Annotated in this window: 20 protein-coding genes; 5 read left to right on the plus strand and 15 right to left on the minus strand. The window is 74.4% G+C overall.

The features are described 5' to 3' along the window. Positions 1-877, plus strand: an 877-nt coding sequence (locus tag KSNIM_RS10105) for a phytoene desaturase family protein (protein WP_263102893.1), incomplete at its 5' end; no start/stop codon positions are given. Positions 878-1,027: 150 nt separating this feature from the next. Then, positions 1,028-1,591, plus strand: coding sequence for a hypothetical protein (locus KSNIM_RS10110; protein WP_263102894.1), 564 nt, complete (start codon positions 1,028-1,030; stop codon positions 1,589-1,591). A 27-nt stretch (positions 1,592-1,618) separates the two neighbouring features. Here KSNIM_RS10110 and grpE read toward each other — a convergent pair whose 3' ends face one another. Then, entirely contained in the window at positions 1,619-2,068 is a 450-nt protein-coding gene (grpE, locus tag KSNIM_RS10115) for a nucleotide exchange factor GrpE (protein ID WP_263102895.1), read from the minus strand. A 95-nt stretch (positions 2,069-2,163) separates the two neighbouring features. On the opposite strand from grpE, the gene KSNIM_RS10120 reads away from it, so the two are divergent. Further along, a complete protein-coding gene (locus KSNIM_RS10120; protein ID WP_263102896.1) occupies positions 2,164-2,529 on the plus strand; it encodes a hypothetical protein in 366 nt (121 codons plus the stop codon). Between the two features lie 46 nt (positions 2,530-2,575). Here KSNIM_RS10120 and KSNIM_RS10125 read toward each other — a convergent pair whose 3' ends face one another. The 3 genes from KSNIM_RS10125 to KSNIM_RS10135 all read right to left on the minus strand — a co-directional run bounded on the left by KSNIM_RS10125 (position 2,576) and on the right by KSNIM_RS10135 (position 5,491). Next, positions 2,576-3,319, minus strand: coding sequence for a TetR/AcrR family transcriptional regulator (locus KSNIM_RS10125; RefSeq protein ID WP_263102897.1), 744 nt, complete (start codon positions 3,317-3,319; stop codon positions 2,576-2,578). A gap of 65 nt (positions 3,320-3,384) precedes the next feature. Further along, entirely contained in the window at positions 3,385-4,899 is a 1,515-nt protein-coding gene (locus KSNIM_RS10130) for an MFS transporter (protein WP_263102898.1), read from the minus strand. Positions 4,900-5,008: 109 nt separating this feature from the next. Beyond that, positions 5,009-5,491 carry a MarR family transcriptional regulator gene (locus KSNIM_RS10135; protein ID WP_263102899.1) on the minus strand — a complete coding sequence of 161 codons (483 nt, stop codon included), beginning with the start codon at positions 5,489-5,491 and terminating at the stop codon, positions 5,009-5,011. 98 nt (positions 5,492-5,589) lie between these two features. Between KSNIM_RS10135 and KSNIM_RS10140 the strand changes: the two genes are divergently transcribed. Continuing rightward, entirely contained in the window at positions 5,590-6,000 is a 411-nt protein-coding gene (locus KSNIM_RS10140) for an HGxxPAAW family protein (protein WP_263102900.1), read from the plus strand. Here the strand turns inward: KSNIM_RS10140 and KSNIM_RS10145 are convergent. The 11 genes from KSNIM_RS10145 to KSNIM_RS10195 form a co-directional block, all read right to left on the minus strand. Continuing rightward, entirely contained in the window at positions 5,972-6,943 is a 972-nt protein-coding gene (locus KSNIM_RS10145) for an antibiotic biosynthesis monooxygenase (RefSeq protein ID WP_263102901.1), read from the minus strand. The two genes, KSNIM_RS10140 and KSNIM_RS10145, sit on opposite strands and share 29 nt — an antisense overlap. Beyond that, the gene (locus KSNIM_RS10150; protein WP_263102902.1) at positions 6,940-9,666 is read right to left on the minus strand and encodes a molybdopterin-dependent oxidoreductase; all 2,727 of its coding nucleotides are present in this window, start codon (positions 9,664-9,666) and stop codon (positions 6,940-6,942) included. The genes KSNIM_RS10145 and KSNIM_RS10150 overlap by 4 nt, the downstream gene beginning before the upstream one ends. Beyond that, a complete protein-coding gene (locus tag KSNIM_RS10155) occupies positions 9,663-10,490 on the minus strand; it encodes an FAD binding domain-containing protein (protein WP_263102903.1) in 828 nt (275 codons plus the stop codon). Before KSNIM_RS10155 ends, KSNIM_RS10150 begins: the two co-directional genes overlap by 4 nt. An 84-nt stretch (positions 10,491-10,574) precedes the next feature. After that, positions 10,575-11,588 carry a carbohydrate kinase family protein gene (locus KSNIM_RS10160; protein WP_263107892.1) on the minus strand — a complete coding sequence of 338 codons (1,014 nt, stop codon included), beginning with the start codon at positions 11,586-11,588 and terminating at the stop codon, positions 10,575-10,577. Between the two features lie 96 nt (positions 11,589-11,684). Continuing rightward, on the minus strand, positions 11,685-12,791 hold the full coding sequence (locus KSNIM_RS10165; RefSeq protein WP_263102904.1) for an LLM class flavin-dependent oxidoreductase: 1,107 nt from the start codon (positions 12,789-12,791) through the stop codon (positions 11,685-11,687). A 65-nt stretch (positions 12,792-12,856) separates the two neighbouring features. Then, positions 12,857-13,882: an LLM class F420-dependent oxidoreductase gene (locus KSNIM_RS10170; RefSeq protein WP_263102905.1), complete on the minus strand. Its 1,026-nt coding sequence runs from the start codon at positions 13,880-13,882 to the stop codon at positions 12,857-12,859. Positions 13,883-13,933: 51 nt separating this feature from the next. Next, complete coding sequence (locus KSNIM_RS10175; protein WP_263102906.1) at positions 13,934-15,559, minus strand: ABC transporter substrate-binding protein; 1,626 nt, start codon at positions 15,557-15,559, stop codon at positions 13,934-13,936. Positions 15,560-15,616: 57 nt separating this feature from the next. Beyond that, a complete protein-coding gene (locus KSNIM_RS10180) occupies positions 15,617-16,405 on the minus strand; it encodes an ABC transporter ATP-binding protein (RefSeq protein ID WP_263102907.1) in 789 nt (262 codons plus the stop codon). An 88-nt stretch (positions 16,406-16,493) separates the two neighbouring features. Further along, positions 16,494-17,273, minus strand: a complete 780-nt coding sequence (locus KSNIM_RS10185) for an ABC transporter ATP-binding protein (RefSeq protein WP_263102908.1) — start codon at positions 17,271-17,273, stop codon at positions 16,494-16,496. Beyond that, complete coding sequence (locus KSNIM_RS10190; RefSeq protein WP_263102909.1) at positions 17,270-18,112, minus strand: ABC transporter permease; 843 nt, start codon at positions 18,110-18,112, stop codon at positions 17,270-17,272. The genes KSNIM_RS10185 and KSNIM_RS10190 overlap by 4 nt, the downstream gene beginning before the upstream one ends. Before the next feature lies 1 nt (position 18,113). Then, positions 18,114-19,058, minus strand: coding sequence for an ABC transporter permease (locus tag KSNIM_RS10195; RefSeq protein ID WP_263102910.1), 945 nt, complete (start codon positions 19,056-19,058; stop codon positions 18,114-18,116). A 607-nt stretch (positions 19,059-19,665) separates the two neighbouring features. On the opposite strand from KSNIM_RS10195, the gene KSNIM_RS10200 reads away from it, so the two are divergent. Next, positions 19,666-20,571: a LuxR C-terminal-related transcriptional regulator gene (locus KSNIM_RS10200; protein WP_263102911.1), complete on the plus strand. Its 906-nt coding sequence runs from the start codon at positions 19,666-19,668 to the stop codon at positions 20,569-20,571. Positions 20,572-21,141: the final 570 nt, after the last annotated feature.

The raw sequence follows: 21,141 nt of genomic DNA on the forward strand, positions 1-21,141 counted from the left end.
GGCCGGCGCCGGCCTGCTGCTGGCCGCCCTGGGGCACGCCGTGGGCTGGCCCGTCCCCCGCGGCGGCAGCCGGACGATCGCCGACGCCATGGCCGCCGAGCTGGTCCGCCGCGGCGGCCGGATCGTCACCGGTCACCGGGTCGGGTCGCTCGCCGAACTCCCGCCCGCCCGCGCCGTCCTGCTCGACCTCACGCCCGCCGGGCTGCTCCACCTGGCCGGCCGCGCACTTCCCGAGGGCTACGCCCGGCGGCTGCGTTCCTTCCGGTACGGCTCGGCCGTCTGCAAGGTCGACTTCGCACTGGCCGGCCCGGTGCCCTGGGCCGACCCGGCCTGCGCCGAGGCGGGCACCCTGCACCTGTCCGGCACCCGCGAGGAGACCGTCGCCGTCGAACGCGAGGTCGCCGCAGGCCGCCACCCGGCCCGGCCGTACGTGCTCGCGGTGCAGCCCGGGGTCGTCGACCCCGGCCGGGCCCCCGCCGGGATGCACACCCTGTACAGCTACGCCCACGTGCCGCACGGCTCGACGGTGGACGTCGGCGAGGCCGTGGAGCGGCAGGTCGAGCGCTTCGCCCCCGGCTTCCGCGACCTCGTCCTCGCCCGGTCCGCCACCACCGCCGCCGACCAGCAGGTGCACAACGCCAACTACGTCGGCGGCGACATCGGCGGCGGTGCGATGTCCCTGCGGCAGACCGTCTTCCGCCCCGTCCCCGCCCTCGACCCGTACGCCACCCCGCTCGACGGCGTCTACCTCTGCTCCGCCTCCACCCCGCCGGGCCCCGGCGTCCACGGCATGGCCGGCCTGCACGCCGCCCGCCGCGCCCTGAAGCAGCGGTTCGGCCTCACCGGCGACCCGCTGGCGGCACTGGCTCGGGGCTGAGCCCCACCGGGCCCCGGAATCGCCGTTGACGAGCGCGCCGCCGCTGCCGGAGGCTGTCCCGGACCGACCGTCAGAAGGCCGGACCGACCGACCGCTCCGGGCGCGGCGACCCGCCCCGGCCGGCCGGGCCGCGCTCAGGGAGGGATCACCGTGCAGCCACGGACCCGGGCCGCACTGGCCCTCGCCGCGGCGCTGCTCCTGGCCGGCTGCACGCCCGGGGTGCAGCACACCGCGGCGCCCGCGCCGTCCGGGGGCGGGCCGACCCACCACAACCGGATCCACACGGGCAGCGAGGCGAGCCCCTCGTACTGGGTGCGGTCCCCGACGGACCGTTTCGCCCTCCTGGTGGAGGAGACCGGATCGAGGAGCGACCCCGGCGGCACTCGCCGCCGTGCCCTGATCAGGTCCTACGCGCCGTCGTCGTCGGCGACCGGCGAGGGGACGCTCGGAGCGGTGGTGTGGCGCGACACCACCGCGTACGGCACTTTCGCCGACAGCCCGGCCTTCCGGTGGGAGGACGCCGGGGACCGTGTCTGGATCGTCCTCACCCCCGGCGGGGTGCCGTACCCGTCGGTGGCGTTCCGTGTGGCCGCGGAGGGGGCCGGCGGCGCCTGGTCCGCGCGCACGGTCTCGGCGACGGAGTACGGGGACGTACCGGAGTCGGTCCTCCGGAGCGTCCCGCAGCCGATGCGCGGGGAGCTCGGGCTGCCCTGAGCGCCGGGGCGCCCCGCCCGCCCGTGCTCAGACCGGGCCGGGCGGCGGTTCGGCGACGACGACCTCGGCGGGGCGCAGCAGCTGGTCGCCGACGCGGTAGCCGGTGCGGACGACCTCGATGCAGACCGGGCCGGTGACCACGGCGGACCGGGTGTAGCCGACGGCGAGGTGCAGCACGGGGTCGAAGGGTTCGCCGGGTTCGCCGAAGGACTGCAGTCCGAGGGCGCCGAGCTCGGTCTCCAGGAGGTCGGCGACGGCGCCGAAGCCGTCGACCACCTCGCCGGCGATCCGGGCCTGGTCGAGGGCGTCGAGCACGGGCAGTAGCCGGCCGAGCACGTTGGAGACGGCGATCTCGCGGACGGCGAGCCGGTCGCGGTGGACGCGGCGGCGGTAGTTGTCGTACTCGGCCTTGAGGCGGCGCAGGTCCTCGTCGGGCCCCGCGTGCGGGCCTTCTCCGTCGCCTGCCGAGTGCGCCATGGACGGACTCCTTCCGGACGGTATCCGCAGCCCCTGAAACCGGGATAATTCTGGATAAAGGGCTTGTCAAGGGCCGAGGCAGGGAGGTAGACGCGATGATCACCGAACTGGCCGTGGAGCGGGTCGAATTCACCTGTGGCCAGTGTTGGCACCACTGGTCCGTGGACTACGACGTCCAGCACTACCGCGACGACGACGGCACCGACTGGGAGTACTTCTCCCGCGACGGCATCGGCGCTGCCTCCCCGTACACCCCGGACGGCGGGGTTCCCTGTCCGCAGTGCGGGCGGCACTGGGTGGGCCACCTCGTCGCCCGGCGGCTGGTGCCGCTGGCCGGTTCCCGCGGGTCCGCGCCGCGTCATCTCGTCGAGGACCGCGAGAGCCACCGCCCGGAGCGGCACGAGGCTCCGCTGCTGTCCGGCACCGTCCGCCCCGAACCGCATCCGGCCCCGCCCAGCTGATCGCCGCCAGGCGCGGGGCGGCCCGCCGGGGTGCCGTCGGCGGCGCTCAGCGCCCGGCGGCGACGGTGGCGTCGATGCCGGCGAGGGCGATGGCGAGCCCGGCCTCGAACTGGCTGTCTCGGGAGGCGCGCAGACCGCCCTCCTCGGTGGGCGGCAGCAGGTCGGCGTTGTCGAGGAAGCGGGCGTCGGCCCGCTCCGCGACGCCGCGGACGACGCGGTTGAGCTCGTCCTCGTGGAGGCCGGAGGCCCGGACCCGCTGCAGCCACTGCGACTCGGCGAGCGCGAAGCCGTAGACGAACTGCAGGACCAGGCCGAGGGCGCCGCCGAGTTGCTCGCCGGTGAGGCCGGTGCGGCGGATCGCCCCGATCGCGCTGGTCGAGAAGAAGAGCGAATTGGGGCCCAGGGCCAGGAACTGGCCGGCGAGTTGAGCGGCCCAGGGGTGCTCGTGCAGGCAGCGGCGGTACTCGTGGGCGAGCAGCCGCAGGTGGGCCCGCCAGTCGTCGCCGTCGCCGAGCGGCGGGATCCGCATGTCGCCGAAGGCTTCGTCGAGGGCGAGTTCGAGGAGTTCGTCCTTGTTGTCGACGTACCAGTAGACCGACATCGGGGTGACGTCGAGGGCGGCGGCCAGTTTGCGCATGCTGAAGGCCTGGACGCCGTCGGCGTCGAGCAGTCCGACGGCGGCGCGCACGATCCGCTCGCGGCTGAGGCCGGCGGGCGCGCTGCCGCGGCGCCGCTCGCGGGGCGGCGCCACCCAGATGCTGACGGCCGGGTCGCGGGGCTTGTCCGCCATGCTCGTCCTTCGTGCTCGCTGCACGGCCGTCGGAACGGCGGCCGTGCAGCGATCGTAGGGCCGGATCAGCCCGCCTGGGCCACCGGCTCGGCGGGGGCGGAGGTCACGGGCGGCGCGCCGGCGGCCCGGCCGAGCAGCCAGGCGGCGACCAAGCCGCCGGCCAGCACCGCGGCGGCGCCGATCAGCTGCCCGGCGGTGAGGCTGTCGGCGAAGGCCGAGCGGATCGCCCCGGTGGCGGAGGCGCCGCCGGCGGCGAGGGCGTCGGGCAGCGAGCGGGCGGCGGAATCGGGCAGGCCGGCGGGCAGGGCGGCGGCGAAGTTCGCGGTGAGCACGGCGCCGAGGACGGCCACGCCGAGCGAGTTGCCGAGTTCGCCGAGGGTGCCCATCAGTCCGGAGCCGACGCCGGCCTTCTCCGGCGGAATGGAGGTCATCACGGCGCCGGCCATGGCGGGCTGGGCGCAGGCGACGCCGGCGCCCATCATCACCAGGCCGAGCAGGATGCCCGGGTAGGAGCCGCCGTGGCCGAAGAGGGCGATCGCGGCGAGCCCGCCGGCCAGCAGCGAGAGGCCGGTGGCGATGGCGGCGGGCGGCGAGAGCCGGGCGGTGAGCCGCATGCCGGTGCCGGTGAGGTTGAGCGCGACGACGGTGAGGGCCATCGGGGCGGTGCGCAGGCCGGCCGCGAGCGGCCCGTAGTGGAGCACGAACTGCAGGTGCTGGGTGAGCAGGAAGAGCGAGCCGCCCATGCCGAAGCTGACCAGGACGCCGCCGGAGACGGCGCCGCGGAAGCGGGCGTTGCGGAAGAACGCGAGGTCGAGCAGCGGGTGTTCGATCCGGCGCTCCCAGAGGCCGAAGCCCAGCAGGAAGAGCAGGCCGAGGCCGCCGGCGAGCAGGGTGCGGGGCGCCGTCCAGCCGTAGCCGGGGCCCTGGATGACGGCGTAGACGAGGCCGGTGAGGCCTGCCGTGGAGAGCACCGCGCCGAGCAGGTCGGGGCGGTCGCCGCGCGGGTCCCTGGACTCGGGCACCAGTCGGCCGACGGCGATCAGGCCGAGGGCGGCGACCGGCAGGTTGACCAGGAAGGTGGAGCCCCACCAGAAGTGGTTCAGCAGCAGGCCGCCGATGACGGGGCCGAGGGCGACGCCGAGCGAGGCGACGGCCGTCCAGGCCGCGATGGCCTTGGACTGCTCGTCGGCGTCGAAGGTGCGGACGACGATGGCGAGGCTGGTGGCGAGCAGCAGGCTGCCGCCGACACCCATGCCGGCGCGGGCCGCGATCAGTTGGCCGGGGTCTTCGGCGAGGGCCGCGGCGAGCGATCCGGCGCCGAACAGGGCGAGGCCGATCATCTGGACCTTCTTGCGTCCATAGCGGTCGGCGAGGCCGCCGGCGGCGATCAGCAGGCCCGCCTGGGCGAGCGAGTAGGCGCCGATGACCCACTGGGTCTGCGAGGTGGTGGCGCCGAGTTCCTCGGTGAGGGAGGGCACGGCGACGTTGAGGATGGTGTTGTCGAGGATCACGACGAGTTGTGCCAGACAGATGACCGCGAGGATCACCCATCGGTCCGGACGGCGCTGGGGATCGGTCACAGCCGGCTCCGCTCTTCTTCTACGGCGTACAAGACTTGTACACCGTAGAAGAAAGTCCGTGCGACGCGCCACCGGTTTGCGGTGAAGCGTCCGGCCGCCCGACAGGGCCTCAGAGGCCGGCGCGGATCTCGTCCAGCGACTCCTGCATCAGCGCCCGGGCCCGGGTGAACCAGTCGGCGAGCACGGCGACCTCGTCCGGGCCGTAGTCGGCGAAGAGCGCGCCGAGGCGCAGGTAGAACGGCCCGTAGGCCTCCATGATCCGTTGCTGGGCCGAGGGGTCCATCGCGATCCTGACCTTGCGGCGGTCGCCCGGGTCGGGCACGCGGCGCGCGTAGCCCGCCTTCTCCAGGCGGTTGAGGACCCCGGTGACGGCGCCGGTGGTGAGGTTCGCCCGCTCGGCGAGGTCGCCGGCGGCCAGCGACTCGCCGGCCAGCTCGGCCTCGATGAGGAAGCCGATGCAGGTCAGGTCGGTGGTGTTGAGGCCGAGTCGCGCCGCGATGTCCTGCTGCCCGAAGTGGGCGAGGGCGATCATCCGGTCCATCGCCTGCAGGGCCTGCTCGGGGGTCGCAGCCGGGCGCGGCTTGCCTTCCACGGACAGTCTCCTTAGCATCTAAGTTACTTAGCTCGTGAGATAAAAGTTCGCCGGGCGCGGGCCTGCGCCGACGGCACCATCACACCGTACGAGGAGACATGAGCGCACACGGCGACCACGACATGGGGCACACCGTCGCCGGCTGGACGGGCTCGCTGCTCGCCGTCGCCGGCACCGCGGTGGCCGGGACGGCGTTCGCGGCGGGCTCCACCGCCGTCCTGTGGCCGGGCCTGGCGCTGCTGCCCGCCGCCGCCCTCACCACCTGGCTGCTGCACCTCGCCGGCTGGGGCAAGGCCACCGGCCCGCGACCACTCGGCCGCCGCGACTGGCGCCTGCGCGACCCTGCCGCCAGGCACGGCCACCCCGGCTGCCTCGGCTGCCGCCTGGCCGGCCGCGGGCTCGGCACGCGTGGGCCCCGGCGGGTCCTTCCCGCGCCGGGGCAGGTGCACGCGCAGGCGCCGCGGACCGGCACCGAGCCGGTCAGGGCAGCGTCCAGAACTGCGTCGTGACCAGGTAGAAAACCACGACCCAGAACGCGGTCGCCGCGGCCACGATGCCGAGGCCGATGCGGTTGGTCCTCGCCGCCGGCTCGTCGGGCCTCGGCCGCAGCCACCGCTTGAGCAGCCGGTTCACGTAGTACGGCATCGTGAAGAAGGTCATGATGAAGCTCGACAGCAGGTTGCCCACGAGCAGCCCGAGCCAGAGCGGCATGTGCGCCGGCGACAGGGCGAGCGTCAGCAGCACCACGGTCGGGTAGAGGCCGACCCAGACCGCGAGGGCGGTCTTGGCCTCCGAGGGCGGCGGCGCCTCCCTGCCGCTCTCCTCGAAGGCGAACCAGCTGCCGAACGAGTTGTCGATCGTGTGCAGCTTGAACTCGTTGAACTTCCTGCCCTCGGCGAGCATCTTCCGGCGTTCGGCCGAGGTCAGCCAGGCGTCGAGGTGCTCGGCGTTGTCGAACCGGTACAGCGTGGTCCACTCCTCCTGCAGACCCTCGATCGGGCGGAAGAGCTCGGTGCCGCGGTAGCCCTCGAAGGTGCTCTCCTCCTGGCTCATGCGGTGCTGCCAGGCGAGGAAGTCGTCGACGTGGTTCGGGTGGACGCGGTGGGTGACCACCATGGTCACCAGCGGGTCCGGCGGCCTGGCCCCGCCGCTGACCACCTGCTGGGTGGCCGGGCCGTCGAAGTAGCCGCGGCCGACGTCGAGCAGGGTCTGCCGGGTGGCGCTGTTGATCCACGCCTGCAGGTGGGCGATCGAGTCGAACCGGTACACCACGACCCAGTCGGGCTGCAGGGGCGTCGGCGGGGAGATCTCGGCGCCGAGGTATCCGGCGTAGTCGGCGGCGGCGCTGTTGACGTCCAGCTGCCACGTCGCGTACTCCCGGTCCAGACCGGGCCGGACCTTCTGGCCGATGATGGCCGTCGCCGTGGCGCCGTTGCGCTCCTCGGTGCTCATGTCGCCCGCCCGGTCGGCGCCGACCGGCTCCCTGCGAGCCGGCTGTAGATCCGTTCCGGGGTCAGCGGCAGCGCACGGTGCCGGACGCCCGTGGCGTCGTGCAGCGCGTTCGCCAGCGCCGGGGCCACCGGGTTGATGCAGCACTCCGCCATCCCCTTCGACCTCATCGGCCCGAAGGAGTCCGACGACTCCACGAGGAGGACCTCGGTGCGGGGGACGTCGGCGAAGGTGGGGATGCGGTAGTTGCGGAAGTTCGGGTTGACCATGACCCCGTCGGCATCGACGTGGTGGTTCTCGGTCAGCGCGAAGCCGATCCCCTGGGCGACACCGCCCTCGACCTGTCCGCGGACCTGTGCGGGGTTGATCACCACCGCGGCATCGGTCGCCTGGACGCTGCGGAGGACCCGGATCTCGCCCGTCACCCGGTGAACGGCGATCCGGAACCCCTGCGTGTTGGAGGTGACGCTCCGCGGCGACCCGTAGGCCCTGCGGGCGGCGGTGAAGCGGATCCCGCGGGCCCGGGCCAGTGCGACGAGCTCGGCCAGGGACACCCGCCGGTCGCCGCAGAGGACGCCGTCGTCGTCCATCGAGCACAGGACGACGTGGACGCCCGTATGTGCGGCGGCGAACTCCAGGATGCGGTCGCGCACGGCGTTGGCCGCCCGCAGCACCGCGTTGCCGGCCACGAAGAGGCCGGCGCTCGCGAAGGCGCCGGTGTCGAAGCCCGTGCGGTCGGTGTCGGACTGGACCAGGCGGATCCGCGACGGCGTCGTGCCCAATTGGTTGGCCGCGATCTGCACATGGGCGGTCGAAGTGCCCTCGCCGAACTCGACCGTCCCGACCGACAGTTCGTAGACGAGGTCGTCGCCGAGCGTGACCCAGGCCTCCGAGGTGTGGTCGGTCGGCGGCGCGGTCTCGTGCAGCGAACTCGCCACGCCCGTCCCGACGAGCCACTCCGGACCGGGCGGCGGCTCGTCCGCCGAACGGGCCAGGGCCTCGTCCACCAGGTCGATGCACTTCCCGAGTCCGTCCTCGGTGAACAGCACGTCGTCGGGGCCGTCGTGCAGGGCGACGAGCGGATCGCCCGGGCGCACGATGTTGCGCCGCCGCAGTTCGAGCGGGTCGATGTGCAACGCGCGGGCCAGCTCGTCCATCGCCGACTCCACGGCGAACGCCGGCTGCGTCATCCCGTAGCCGCGCAGGGCCCCGCTCGGAACGGTGTTCGTGTAGACGGAGAAGGCGTCGTACCTCTTGTTGGGGCAGCGGTAGATCATGACGGCCGCGCCGCCCGCGAACAGCGTCTCGCCGCCGTGGTTGCCGTAGGCGCCCGTGTTCGACACGTTGCGGACCTGGAAGGCCGTGAGCGTGCCGTCCGCCTTCGCCCCGAGCCGGACGGTCAGCGTCATCGGGTGCCTGGGCGAGGCGGTGGTGAACTCCTCCTCGCGGGTGTACTCGAAGCAGACCGGCCGGCCGGTATCGAGGGTGGCGAGCGCGACCAGGTCCTCCGAGATCACCTCCTGCTTGCCGCCGAAGCCGCCGCCGACGCGTTTGCAGAACACCCGGAGCTGGTCCGGGCGCAACGCGAAGAGGTAGGCGAGTTTGACCTTCGCGATGGACGGCGACTGCGAACTGGTGCGGACGTTCAGCCGGCCGTCCTCCATCCAGGCGATCGATCCGTGGGTCTCGAGGTGCGCGTGCTGCACCCGCGGCGAGGAGTACGTGCCCTCGTGGATCACATCGGCCTCGGCGAACCCCGCGTCCACGTCACCGATGTGCGAGTGGAGTTCGAGCAGGATGTTGTGGACGGGATCGCGGACGAAGGGATCCGCCGAGCCGTGCAGCTGGGGCGCCCCCTCGGCCATGGCCTCCTCCGGGTCGAACACCGCCGGCAGCGGCTCGTAGTCGACGACGACCCGCCGACAGCCCTCCTCCGCCGCGGCCACCGTGTCGGCCAGGACGGCGACGACGCGCTGGCCGACGAAGCGCACCGTGTCGTCGAGGACGAAGGTGTCGTCCGGATCGACGAGGTGGTCGGTGTGGATCGCCGTGGTGAAGCGTTTGCGCGGCACGTCCTCCCAGGTGTAGACCCGCTGCACGCCGGGGACGGCGAGCGCGGCGCTCTTGTCGATCGACACGATCCGGGCGTGCGCGTGCGGCGAGTGCAGGACCTTGAGGTGCAGCATGCCGTCGATGTGGGTGTCCATCGTGAACTCGGCGCGGCCGGTCACCACGTCGTCGGCCGCCGGCGCACTGACGCTCGTCCCGACGGCCTTCCCGGGCGCGGCCGTCTCCACACCGGCGACGCCCCGCACCGCGTCCTCGATCGCCCGGTAGCCCGTGCACCGGCAGAGGTTGCCCTTCAACGCCCGTGGCAGGTCGTTCTTCTGGGCCTCGGTGAAGGTGGCCGACGTCATGATCATCCCTGCGGTGCAGAAGCCGCACTGGAAACCCGGGGCGTCACGGAAGCGGCGCTGCATCGGGTGCAGGTTCCCCGGTGATCCGAGCCCCTCGATCGTCGTCACCGCACGGCCCTCCGCGCGGAAGGCGGGGGTGATGCAGCTGTGCACCGGGCTCCCGTCCAGCCACACCGTGCAGGCGCCGCAGTCGCCCGCGTCACAGCCCTTCTTGACGCCGTGGTGGCCGAGTTGCCGGAGGAAGGTGCGCAGGCACTGGCCGGGGGCCGGTTCCTCGTCGAAGCGCCTGCCGTTCACGATGTAGGTCATGCCGGGCCCCCGGCCGTGAGTTCGCGGCGAATCTCTTCGGCGAAGTGCTGTGTGAGGTGGCGGCGGTGGTCCGGGGTCCCGTTGGGGTCCGCGAACCAGAGTCCGTCGGGGATCGCGTCGACGCTGCGCCGCAGGGTCTCGGCGTCGGGCACGCTGTCGAAGGCCAGGCGCACCGGCCGGGTGGTGCCGGCGGTGACGGTGAGCAGCAGGTCGCCCGTTCCCGGCGTCCGGGTGCCGATGAGGAAGACCGTCGAACGGCCGAGGCGGGTCAGCGAGAAGCGGCGGTGCGCGGTGCGCTTCCGCAGGGCGCGCGCGGGGATGTCGATGCGCCGCAGGATCTCCCCGGGCGCGAGGACGTTCCGGTTGTTCCCGGTGACGAAGTCCTGGGCGTCGACGGTGCGCACCGACCCGTCGCGGGCCCACAGTTCGTACCGCGCATCGAGCGCGACCGTCAGCGTGATCATCGGGCCGGCCGGCAGCGACATGCAGATGTTGCCGCCGACGGTCGCCGAGTTCCAGACCTTGAACGAGGACAGGAACGCCTCGCAGGCCGTCGCCAGCAGGGGGCCGGCCGTCCAGTCGTCGGGCGGCTCGAAGGCGTAGAGGTCACGGACGGTGCACGTGGCACCGATGGTGAGGCCCGTGTCGCTGGGGACGAGCGGGTCCCACCGTAACGACGTCAGGTCGATCAGGCGCCTGAGGTGCGGCTGCTCCACGGAGTACAGCCATGTTCCGCCGGCGAGCCAGGCGTCGCCCTCACGCCAGTCCGCACCCGGGTGGTCGGCCGGCAGCCGCACGACTTCGGTAATGGTGTTGAGGTCCATGGGAATCGATCTCGGCTCACTGAACCCGTCGAATCCGACGGGTCGCGACAGGCGCCGGGAGCGGCACAACCTCGAGCGACAGAGTCATGTTCCGGCCGCTGCGGTCGAGCTGTTCGAGGAGGGACCGGCGGGCGCTGGATTACCTTCCGAGCGTATCGCAGAAGGGGTCGGCAGGTGCGGCCGGACGGCCCCGGCGGTCTGCGGGCCGTAGGCCTCGGTCAGCCGGTGCAGGAAGTCGGCCGGGTCGAAGCGGTACTCCTGGGTGCCGACCGCCTCCAGGGCCAGGGTGGCGAGCAGGCACCCGACCCGGGCGGCGGCGAGCACGGGCAGTCGCCAGACCGTCCCGGCCAGGAAGCCGGCCCGGAAGGCGTCGCCGACGCCGGTCGGGTCGGCCGCGGCCCGCTCGGGCGGCGGGGCGGTGTGCACGGGCGGCCCGCCCCGGCACTCGATCCGGACGCCGTCGGCGCCGAGCGTGGTGATCCAGCTGCCGACCAGCCGGAGCACCTGCTCCGCCGTCAGCCCGGTCTTGCGCAGTAGCAGTTCCCGCTCGTACGCGTTGGTGAACAGCAGCTCGGCACCCTCGACGAGCTGCGCGATCTCCTCGCCGTCGAGCCGGGCGAGCTGCTGGGACGGGTCGGCGGCGAACGGGATCCCGGCCCGGCGGCACTCCTCGGTACGGCGGCGCATGGCCGCCGGATCGTCCGGGCCGACCAGGACCAGCCGGGCGGGCCCGGTGCGGGCGAGCACCCCCGGGAGGTCGATCTCCGCGGCGCGGACCATCGCGCCCGGGTAGAAGGAGGCGATCTGGTTCTGCTCCCGGTCGGTGGTGCACAGGAAGCGCGCGGTGAACAGGTCCGGCACGGTCAGCACCCCGGTGGTGTCGACGCCGTTGGCGCGCAGCCAGGCGTCGTACTCGGCGTGGTCGGCACCGGCGGCGCCGACCAGCACCGGGGCGAGCCCGAGCCGGCCGAGGCCGACGGCGATGTTGGCGCCGACACCGCCGCGCCGCACCTCCAGCCCGCCGACCAGGAACGACAGCGAGACCCGGTCCAGCCGGTCGGGCAGCAGCTGCTCGGCGATCGACCCGGGGAACTCCATCAGGTGGTCGGTGGCGATGGAGCCGCTGACGACGATCCGCCCGGCGGGGTCGTGTGCGGTGGTGGTCACGGGGACGTCCTTTCGGCGGCGGGCCGGTCACCAGCCGCGGCGGGCGGCCGGGATCCGGGTGCCGTGGCGGAGGCGGGCGACCAGGGCCCGGCGCAGCTCGCGGTCGTGGTCGGTCTCGGCGGGCAGGTCGAGCTGGACGATGTCCACGCCGGCGGAGCGGAGCAGGCCGATGCGGTCGGCGACGGTGTCGGGCGAGCCGGCGTGCGCGGCGGCGAGCGAACGGCGCACGAAGGCGGCGACCTGATCGGCACCGCCGGTGCCGTCGCGCCACGGCTCGGCGCGGCCGCGTTCGCGGTCCCGGTCGAGCTGGACGGCCTCGGCGAAGCGGTGGGCGCCGGGGCCTGCGGTGAGCCGCAGGGCGTCGCGCCGCAGCCGGCGGACGCGCTCCCGGGCGGCCTCGTCGGTGTCGTCGAGGACGACGGTGACATGCCGCCAGATCCGCAGCGTGCGGCCGTGCCCGGCCGCGGCGGCCCGCACCTCGGCGATCCTGCGGCGGGTGTCGGGCAGCGGCAGCGGGCTCACCGCGTACACGTCGGCGTACCGGGCGGCGAGGGCGACGCCCTGCGGGGAGGAGCCGCCGAAGGAGAGCAGTTCGCCGCCCGGGTCGGGGCGCAGCCCCGGCCTGGCGCCGTGCACCCGGTAGAACTCGCCGTCGTGGTCGATGTCCTCGTCCGCCGCGAGGTAGCGCCGGAACACCTGCAGGTACTCACCGGCCCGGCGGTAGCGGTCGGCCTTGCCGAGCAGGTCGCCGTCGCGGGCGACGTCCAGGTCGCTGGAGCCGACGATCACATGGGCGGCCGCCCGGCCGCCCGAGAGCCGGTCCAGGGTGGCGAGGGCGCGGGCCGCGGCGGTGGGGGCGGCGGCGCCCACGCGGTGTGCGACGGCGAGCCGGAGCCGGTCGGTGGCGGCGAGCGCCCAGCCGGCGACCAGCCACGGGTCGGGCCAGGAGCTGGACTGCACCACGAGGGCGGAGTCGAAGCCGTCCTCCTCCAGTTCCCTCGCGGTGCGGGCGACGTGCCCGGGGTCCGCGGTGCGGTCCCGCGGATCTGGGGCGTGGCGCAGCGCCTGCCGTTCCTGCGGGGTGCGGCCGGTGACGGGGGCGGCCCGGACGCCGCCGCGGATCTCGAGTTCCATCGGTGGGACCTCCTCGGGTCGGGCAAGGGTGCGCCATAAAGGGGCGCGTGACCTGGAAGCACGCGCTAGCCCGCGGCGGGGCCGAGCCGGGCGAGGGTGTCGAGCAGACGGGCCCGGCTGACGAAGACCTCCGGCGGCAGCGACACGTACAGCTGGATGGTGGTGACGCCGGGCAGGTGGTACTGCAGGATCCGCTCGCGGCACTCCTCGGGCGAGCCGCTGATGAACAGTCCGTCGACGGCCTCGTCGGGCAGCGCCTTCTGGGCGCCCTCGTGGTCGCCGGCCGCCCAGCGTTCGTGGGTCTCGGCGAGCAGGTCGCCGTTGCCGAGCCACTCGTGGAACTTCCGGTAGGGCTCGCGGTTGAGGATCCAGGCGAGGAAGGGGCGGCTGGCCCGGTGGGCGTAGTCGGTGTCCTCGGTGGGGCAGACGAACACCTTGACGACGAGTTCCTTGCCCGGCGGCTGCGGGCCGACGGCGTCCAGCACGGTGGGCAGGTCCTTGGGGAAGAGCAGGTTGGTGATGGCGCCGTCCCCCTCGGTGAAGCCGAGCCGGAGCATGCCGGGGCGCAGGGCGCCGAGGATGACCTTGACCGGCTCGGCGGGCGGGTGCGGCAGCCGGTAGCCGGTGATGGAGAAGGTGTCGAAGTCTCCGGCGACGTGCTCGCCGCGCAGCGCGCGGGTGACGAAGCGGAGCACGTCCCGGGTGCGCTTGAAGGGCTCGTCGAAGGGGATGCCGTTGATGTCGGTGACGTGTGCGGGGACGGACGCCCCGATGCCCAGCAGGACGCGCCCGGGCGCGAGTTGGGCGAGGGTGGCGGCGGTCTGGGCGAGCACCGCCGGCCCCCGGGTGTGCACCGGGACGATGCCGGTGGCGATCCGCAGGCCCGGGGACCAGGCGGCGGTGGCGGCCAGCGGGGTGAAGGCGTCCGTGCCGCCGCCCTCCGCGCTCCAGACGTCGGTGTAGCCGAGGTCGGGGAGCCGTTCGACGAGGAAGCGGTGCCGGTCGATGGTGAGGCCCGGCAGCGGCAGGGTGATGCCCCACTTCGGCGGTTCGGCCGGGGTGCGGCCGTGCGGTGGGTACGGGGCGGTCATGGCGGCGGGCGTCCTTCCCTGGACGGTTCGGTGGGCGGAGGGGCGCCGGGGTTACGGGCGGACCCGGACGGTGGTCAGGTCGAGGAACCAGGACTGCGGCTGGACGAGCCCCTCGACCTTCGGCGAGAGCGCCCGCGGGTTGCGGTCGTTGACGACGAACAGCCACGGCGCGTCCTGGGTGACCAGCGACAGGGCCTTGCGGTAGTCGACCTGCCGCTTCTGCCGGTCGGGCGAGGCGGAGGCGCTCGCCAGCAAGGCGTCGACCTGGGGGTTGGCGTAGTGGCCCGTCCAGAACGGGCTCTTGGAGCCGATGAACAGCGGCAGCAGCGCCTCGGACTGGAAGAGGGTCGTGGACTGGGCGATGGCGTCCGAGCCCAGCGCGACCTGGCCCTTGGCCTCGGCGCCGATCAGGGTGGACCAGTCGGTGGTGCGCAGTTCGACCTTGATGCCGACGGCGGCGAGGTCGCGCTGGATCGCTTCGGCGATCGGCACCGGCAGCAGGTTGCCGGAGCCGCCGGTGGGCACGGTGACGGAGGTGGAGAAGCCGCCGGCGAGGCCGGCCTCGGCGAGCAGCTGCCTGGCCTTCGCCGGGTCGTGGCCGTAGGTGTCGCCGGCCGGGTCGTAGGCGAAGGTGGCCCGCGGGGCGGCCTGCTGGGCCGGGTCGGCGGTGCCGTGCAGCAGCTTCTCGGCGATGGCCTTCCGGTCGATCGCGTAGTTGGCGGCGCGGCGCACCCGGGGGTCGTTCCAGGGCGCCTTGGCGGTGTCCAGGATCCAGTACCAGAGGTGGTCGTAACTGTTGGTGGCGATCCGCACGCCGTCGGCCTTGAGGCTGTCGATGTCGTCCGGGTTCGGGTACTCGATCCAGTTGACGCCGCCGGAGCGCAGTGCGGCGGTGCGGGCCGCGGCGTCCGGCAGCGACTTCACGACCAGCCGGTCGAGCTTCGGAGCGCCCCGCCAGTAGGACGTGTTGGCGACCAGGTCGATCTCCTTCCCCTCGGTCTGCGAGGCGAAGGCGAACGGGCCGGTCCCGACCGGGTGCTGGGAGAAGTTCGCGGAACCGGTCTTCCGGACGCCGGTGGGGCTGGCGATCAGCACGTGCGCCAGGTCCTCCGGGAAGTGCCCGTTGGGCTCCTTGGTGACGAGTTCGACGTGGTCGGCGTCGGTCTTCCGGTACGAGATGATGTCGCCGGCGTACTCCTTCGCGGCGGCGCCCAGCGCATCGGTGTACTCGGGGCTCTTCTTGTTGAGGTAGCGGTCCAGGTTGAAGATCACGGCGTCGGCGTCGAACGGGGTGCCGTCCTGGAAGGTGACGCCCTTGCGCAGGGTGAAGGTCCAGGTCTTCGCGTCGGCGGCGACCTGCCAGGACTCCGCCAGGGCGCCGGTGACGACCGGCGGCCGGTCGGTGTCCTTGAGCAGCTCGTAGCGGGTGAGTCCCTCGTAGATCTGGAAGCTGACGAGGCGCTTGCCCTCGAAGCCCGCACCGCCGATGACGGTGTCCGGGTTGGGCAGCTTGCCGGTCGCACCGATGACCAGGGTGCCGCCGCGGCCCGGGCCGCCGGCCGCGTCGCCCGCGCCGGCGGCGGGGTCGGCGGCGCAGCCCGCGGCCGCGATCAGGACGGCGGCGGCCGACAGTGCGCCCGCTCTGGAGCGGGCGGAGCTGGAGTGACGGTACGTCATGGTGTTTTCCTGTTCGTTCGGTTCGGCGGTGCCGTGGTACGGAGGGTGCGCGGGTGGTCAGGTGGTGGCGGGACGGCCGGTGGCGGCCTCCAGCAGGGCCCGGGTGTACGGGTGGGCGGGTGCGTCCCAGAGCTCGGCGGCCGGGCCTTCCTCCAGCACCCGGCCCTGCCGCAGCACGAGCACCCGGTGGGCGAGGTGCCGGACGACCGCAAGGTCGTGGGAGATGAACAGGTAGGCCAGGCCGTTGCTCTCCTGCAGGCCGGTCAGCAGGTCCAGCAGCCGGGCCTGCACACTGCGGTCCAGGGCCGAGGTCGGCTCGTCGCAGACCACCAGGTCGGGGCCGGTGGCGAGGGCGCGGGCCACCGCCACCCGCTGCAGCTGGCCGCCGGACAGCTCCCGCGGGAAGCGGCGGGCGAGGCCCGGTTCCAGGCCGACCTGGCGGAACAGCGCGGCGACCGCCTCGGGGCGCTCGCGGCGCGCAGTGCCGTGCAGGCGCAGCGCGAACGCGACGGCCTCGCCGACCCGCAGGGCCGGGTTGAGCGAACCTCGGGGGTGCTGCGGGACGAACTGCAGGCGGGCGCGGAGGGACCGGCCGGTGCGCCCGCGGAGGCGGTACGGGTCCTGGCCGGCGAAGCGGACGGTGCCGGCGTCGGGGGCGAGAAGGCCCAGCGCGAGCCGGGCGAGCGTCGACTTGCCGGAGCCGGACTCGCCGACCAGCCCGAGCGTCTCGCCGGCGGCGACGGAGAGGGAGACCTGCTGCACGGCCGGGCGGCCCGCGAAGTGTTTTGTCACCTTGTCGACTTGGAGGAGCGGGGCGCTCGCGGGGGCGGTACCGGCCGGGGTCATCGGACGGCCCTCGGTACGGTGACCGCCCTTCCGAGCCGCGCATGTGCCTGCGCCGCTGGGACGCGCCCCTCGGTCCTGCTCGCTGCGGTCATCGGTCGGCTCCGGGCTCGGCGGCCACCAGGGCGGTGGTGAAGGGGTGTTCGGGGTCGGCGAGGATGCGGGTGGCGGGGCCGCGTTCGACGATGCGGCCGGTGCGCATGACGGCGATCTCACCGCCGATCCGGCGGGCGGCCGCCAGGTCGTGGGTGACGAGCAGCAGGGCGATCCCGCAGTCGTCGCGCAGGGTGCCGAACAGGTCGAGGATCCGGCCGCGGACCAAGGCGTCCAGGGCGGTGGTCGGCTCGTCGGCGACGAGGAGTTCGGGGCCGCAGGAGACCGCGATGGCGACGGCGGCCCGCTGACGGAGTCCGCCGGACAGCTCGTGCGGGTGGGCACGGGCGACCCGCTCCGGGTCGGGGACGCCGGCGGTGGCGAGCAGCCGCAGGGCGTCCGCACGGGCGGCCCGGCGGGAGTCCGCGACCCGGTGGCGGCGCAGCACCTCGGTGATCTGCGGGCCGATCCGGCGGAGCGGGTCGAGCACGGCGGCGGGGTCCTGCGGGACGTAGCCGATGCGGCGGCCCCGGACCTTGCCGAGGGCGCGCTCGTCCAGGCCGAGCAGGTCGGTGCCGGCCAGCCGGATGCGGCCGGTGACGGCGGCGCCGCGGCCGGGCAGTCCGAGAACGGTGCGGGCGACGGTGGTCTTGCCGCTGCCGGACTCACCGAGCAGCACCAGGGCTTCGCCCGCCGCGAGGTCGAGCGAGACCCTGTCGGCGGCGCGGACGCCGCCCGGGTGGATGACGGTCAGGTCGTCGACGCGGAGCAGGCTCATCGGACGGCCTCCGGCAACAGAGCGCCGCGGTCGCCGATCCGCTGCCGCAGCCCCTCGCCGAGGGTGGTGAACACCACCGAGACGGCGAGGACGGCCAGACCGGGCAGGACCGCGGGCCACGGGTGGGTGAAGAGCGCGGGCCGCAGCTCGTCGAGCATGGCGCCCCACTCGGGGGTGGGCGGGGCGACGCCGAGGCCGAGGAAGGCGAGCCCGGCCGCGTACGCCACGGCGAGTCCGACCAGGGAGGAGGCGTAGACCAGGACCACCGGGGCGACCACCGGGACGACCTGGCGGAGCACCAGGGCGAGCGGGCCGGCACCGGAGACCCGGGCGGCCTCCAGGTACTCGGCGGTACGGATCCGCCGGACCTCGGTGAAGGCGACCCGCGCGACCGCCGGGGTGAGCACCACGGAGAGCGCGAGCACGGTGGCGCCGAGGCCGGGCCTCAGCAGGGTGGCGACGGCGATGGCGAGCAGCACCCCGGGGAAGGCGTAGAGCACGTCGAGGGTGCGCAGCAGGGCCTGTTCGAGGACGCGCCCGCCGAGGCCGGCAGTGGTGCCGATCAGGGTGCCGGCGGCGGTCGCGGCGGCGACCGGGATGAGGCCGCCGGTGAGCGAGGCCCGGCCGGCCCAGATCAGCCGGCTGAGCAGGTCGCGGCCCTGGCCGTCGGTGCCGAGGAGGTGCCCGGGGGCACCGGGGTCGAGGAGGCGGTCCTGCAGCCGGCCGGCGGCCGGGTCGTACGGGGCGAGCAGCGGTGCGGCGGCGGCGACCAGGACGATCAGCAGGGCGAGGGCGGCGGGGACGGCGACCGCCGGGTCGCGGAGCGGGCTGCGGGCCACCTCAGCTCCTCGTCCGCGGGTCGACGGCGGCGTGCGCGGTGTCGACGAGCAGGTTGACGCCGACGAACGCCGCCGCGACGACCAGCACCCCGCCCTGGACGAGCGGCAGGTCCCGGGCGGCGAGCGCGTCGTACAGCAGACGGCCGAGACCGGGCCGGGCGAACAGGGTCTCCACGAAGACCACCCCCTCCAGCAGGTAGGCGAGTTGCAGGCCGCCGATGGCGAGCAGGGCGGGCGAGGCGTTGTGCGCGCAGTGCCGCAGGACGGCGGCCCGGGAGAGGCCGCGGGCGCGCAGCCCGTCGGCGAGGTCCCCGGCGAGCACCGAGCCGAGCGCGGCGCGGAAGACCCGGGCCGTGAGGCCGAGCGGGACGAGCGCGGCCGCCACGGCGGGCAGCACCAGGTGCCGGGCGAGGTCCGCGAAGCCGCCGTCACCGAAGACGTCGTGGGTGCCGCCCGCGGGCAGCCAGCGCAGCCGTACCGCGACCACCGCGATCAGCACCAGCGCCACCGAGTACTGCGGGGCGGAGACGGCGAGCGTCGTCGCCGCGCCGGACAGCCGGCCGAGCGGGCCGGGCGGGCGCAGCGCGCCGACGGCGCCGAGCAGCACACCGCCCACCAGCACCAGCAGGAAGGCGGCGGCGGTGAGGACCAGGGTCTGGCCGATCGCCGGGAGCAGCAGCCCGCCGACCGGCCGCTGGTCGGCGATCGAGGTGCCGAGGTCGCCGCCCAGGGCGTGCCGCAGCCAGGAGAGGTAGCGCAGCGGCAGCGGGCGGTCCAGGCCGAGCCGGGCGGAGAGTTCGGCGCGGGCCTCCGGCGGTGCGCCGGGGCCGAGGAAGGCGGCGACCGGGTCGCCGGGGACGAGCGCAACGGTCGCGAAGACCACCACGGTGACGCCGAGCAGGGTCGGCACGGCCAACAGCAGTCGGCGGAGCAGAAATCCGGTCACCCGCCGGCCCTCCGGGGCGGGGCGCCGGGGCGGACGGCGGGCGGGGTGGGCATGGCGGGGTGTCCTTCCGGGCGGTGCGGGATGCGGGGGCGGGCGGCGGCGGCGGGGCACGGGCCTGCGGCGTTCACTGTGAGGAAGGTTGCGGACCGGCGGCGCGGACAGCCAGTCAGGAGTTCATGCTGATACCGGCGGTCATAGGAGCAGGTACCGGGAGAGCGGGGACCCCCTGTGCGGATGCCCCGGCCGCCGGAGGTCTGTCCCGTCCTTGACCTGCTGCGAGAGCCGGACCTAGGGTTCTCGTATGGCATATCGGCGGACCGACTTCACCCTGGTCGGGATCGGCGGCTCGTGGCACCGCAGGTGCTTCGACGAGCTGTGTCCGCTGCGCTCCCCGCGCTGACCGCCCGGCTCACGTCCGCTGCCCGTTCAGCGCCCCTCCTCCTTCCGGGACCGCCCCGGCCCGCCGTCTCCGTGTCCGGAGCCCGGCCCGCCCGTCGGCGGCTCCCTGCCGTTGCGCCGCGCCCGTCCGGCCGGCCCGCCACCTCCGAGGGGACCGCACCGCCATGCCGTACCGCACCGACTCGCCCTCCGCCCAGGGGGGTTCGCCGTGGCAGCACTGACCCAGCTGACCGCGCCGACCGGTCCGCGCAACTGCCGGCACCCGATCCGCCGCACCCCGCGCAGCACCACCGCCGCACCGGCGGAGGCCCTGCACACCGAGATCGACAACCCGCTCGACCTGCTGGCTGGCCACCAACTGCTCGCCGAACCGGCCGCCGCGCCGCCGGGCAGACCGGGCGCCGCGGCCACCGACTGCGGCTGCGGCCACCCGGTCTGCCCGGGCAACGGCCACCAGGCCGACGCCGTACGGGTGTTCCTCGTCGAACGGCACCCGGTGGCGGCGGCCGGACTGCGCTCCGTGCTCTCCACCGTGCCCGGCCTGACGGTGGCCGGCTCCGCCGCAGACCCGCTGCGCGCCGTACCGGCGGTCCGGCGGGTGCACCCCGACGTCGTCCTGCTCGGCCGCGGCAACAGCCTCGGCGAGGACCTGGCCGCGGTGGCGGCACTGCGCGGACCGGACGGCGCCCCGGACGCCCGGGTGCTGCTGCTGCGCCGCGCCGAGTCCACCGCCGAGGCCAGCCGGATCCTGCTGGCCGGCGCCAGCGGCTGCTTCCCGCTCGACCTGCCGGAGGAACGGATCATCGCGGCCGTCCAACTCGCCGCCGCCGGAGGATCGGTGTTCCTCCCGGCGCCGCCCGCGGCACGCACCCACCCGGCCCAGCCGCCGGGCCACGCCGCCGAACCGCCGCCGCAGCAGGTCGGGCTGACCGCACGCGAACGCGAGGTGCTCGCCAAGCTCGCCCTCGGCCTCAGCAACGCCGAGATAGGCCGCGAACTCGCCCTCGCCGAAGCCACCGTGAAGAAGCACCTCACCCAGGCCATGCGCAAGACGGGCCACTCGGACCGCCTGCGCGCCGCCCTCTACGCCCACCGCCACGGCCTCACGGGCTGACCCGGAGGGCAAGCGCCGACGGGCAGCAACCCAGGGGCGCGCCCCCCTGCACAGAAGGCAACCTTCGGACCCGGCTGAAACAGCACCGATCCAGACGGCAAGCCACAGGGGGCGGGGGGGGGACTGCGCAATCAGCGAGCGGGCAACCTGGCAACTACGGCCAACCAGAGGTCGCCAGGCGACCCGCATCCCAAATTGCGCAGCTCTCCCCAGCTTTCAGCCGGGAGGCACCCCCACGCGCCCCCGCTGTTGCTGCCCCACTGCACAGAAGGCAACCTTCGGACCAGGCTGAAACAGCACCGGTCCAGACGGCAAGCCACAGGGGGCGGGGGGAACTGCGCAATCAGCGAGCGGGCAACCTGACGGCTTCGGCCAACCAGAGTTCGCCAGGCGACCCGCATCCCATATTGCGCAGCTCTCCCCAGCCTTCAGCCGGGAGGCACCCCCACGTGCCCCTACGTGGCGCCCCTGCCCGCAGGGGGCGACCTTCGGAGCAATCGGTGGCGCCGATCGTCGCCCGGGGAGGCTCCGTTCGGGGCTTCTGACGGTGCTTCGGTGATTCGTAGCGTG

The organism is Kitasatospora sp. DSM 101779, assembly GCF_025655475.1.
Classification (GTDB): Bacteria; Actinomycetota; Actinomycetes; order Streptomycetales; family Streptomycetaceae; genus Kitasatospora.